The 1,606-nt window shown below is 45.1% G+C and carries 1 protein-coding gene; it reads right to left on the bottom strand.

The genetic code is table 11. The features are described from left to right. The coding region (locus AB4496_RS22565) for a methyl-accepting chemotaxis protein (RefSeq protein ID WP_372132032.1) at window positions 1–1,464 on the bottom strand (1,464 nt) is incomplete at its 3' end. Window positions 1,465–1,606: the final 142 nt, after the last annotated feature.

Raw genomic sequence — 1,606 nt, 5'->3', positions numbered from 1 at the left:
ACCTTGTTCACCCGCACGAGCGGCTTCAATCGCGGCATTCAATGCCAACAGGTTGGTCTGTTCGGCAATGCCTTGAATGGTGGATAGGATCTGGTTGATGCTTTGAGCATTACTCTCTAATTCACGAATAACATTGGCTGCATCTTCAACCTGAGTCGCAAGGCCTGTAATCGCATCGCGGTTTTGTTGGATAACCTCTTGGCCTTCGTTACAAGCGGTAGCGGATGCTTGAGATGCGGAGGCGGTTAATTCGGCATGGCTGGCCACTTCAGCTGCGGTGGCGGACATTTCATGAATCGCAGTCGCAATTTGGTTGATGTCGTTTTGTTGGTTCTCGACTCGAATCGAAGATTGCGTAGCCAGTTGATTGGCTTTTTCCGCATGGTTGTTTAAGTCGTGACTGTGCTCTATTACGCCCTTAAGCATGCTTTGCATCTGGCTCAAGAACTGGTTTACGAGCTCGGCAAGTTTGCCAATTTCATCCATGCGCTTGATATCAATACGCTGAGTCAGGTCGCCTCTGCCTTGAGCAAGCTGAGTCAGTGCTTCAGACAATGTTTGCAGTGGGTGCAGCAAGCGGTTAATCACCATTGTGCTCGCAATCGAAATGACGATGTATAAAATCAAAGAGGTAAGCGTGATAAATTGAATGGCATCGGATACCGCAGAAAATGCCATTTCTTTATCGATCACAATACCCAATGACCAATCGGTATTCGGAACGTTAGCGATGTAGACCATTTTATCGCCTTGACCAGGCCAAGTTAACGTCGTGATCATTTGGTTTTGGAGCAGTTGTGATACTTTGTCGACCGTTAGCTCAGGGTTCAAATTCGTCAGTGGTTTCTGACTCAACTCTTCATCACTGTAGGCGACGATGTTGTTATTACCGTCGACTAAAAAAGCAAAACCGTCATTATCGAGTTTTACATTGAGTACGGTATCAATAATGCTGGTTACGGTTAAGTCTGCCGCGATAACACCCTGTCTTTCACCATTAAATGCTTTAGCGAAACTGATGACAATGCTGCCGTCAAAATCTTGATAAGGTTCGGTAATGATGAGTTCAGATGTCGCGTTTGCATCTTTATACCAAGGGCGGGATCGTGGGTCGTAGTCTGCTGGCCAATCCTCAGCCTTGTCGCCATAAGCTATACTGCCATCACTGAATCCTGCATAAACAGACAAGAATTGCCCGGCTTGCTTGGTGATCAATAACTCGCGATCAGAGTTGCTATTGCTTGAAATGGTCGATTCATTGGCAAGCATCATATCACTGCGGATTGATAACCAATCGGCAATGTAGTTCGTCGTACCAACACTCACGTTTTTCACCTGTTGGTTGATCGCGACTTCAGTTTCTTGAGTAAGCTGATTAACAGATATCCAAGCTTGAGCGCCACTTACGACGGCAATAATAACCGCGATAGCGATCTGAATTTTGAACTTAATAGTATGTCTCAAGGTTTATCCCTCCTTCTTGGATAAAAGGCTAATGACAGCGACGCGTTGGATTGCGAACGGATGTGTCTCTGCTAGGTGTCTAGTGTCGTTATATTTAAAGTTCGAAACGTGTTGAAAATCATAATTTAAATATATATATGAT

The sequence above is a fragment of the Vibrio sp. 10N.222.46.A1 genome (assembly GCF_041473595.1).
Lineage (GTDB): Bacteria > Pseudomonadota > Gammaproteobacteria > Enterobacterales > Vibrionaceae > Vibrio > Vibrio tasmaniensis_A.
This window is presented reverse-complemented; position numbering and strand designations above follow the sequence as displayed.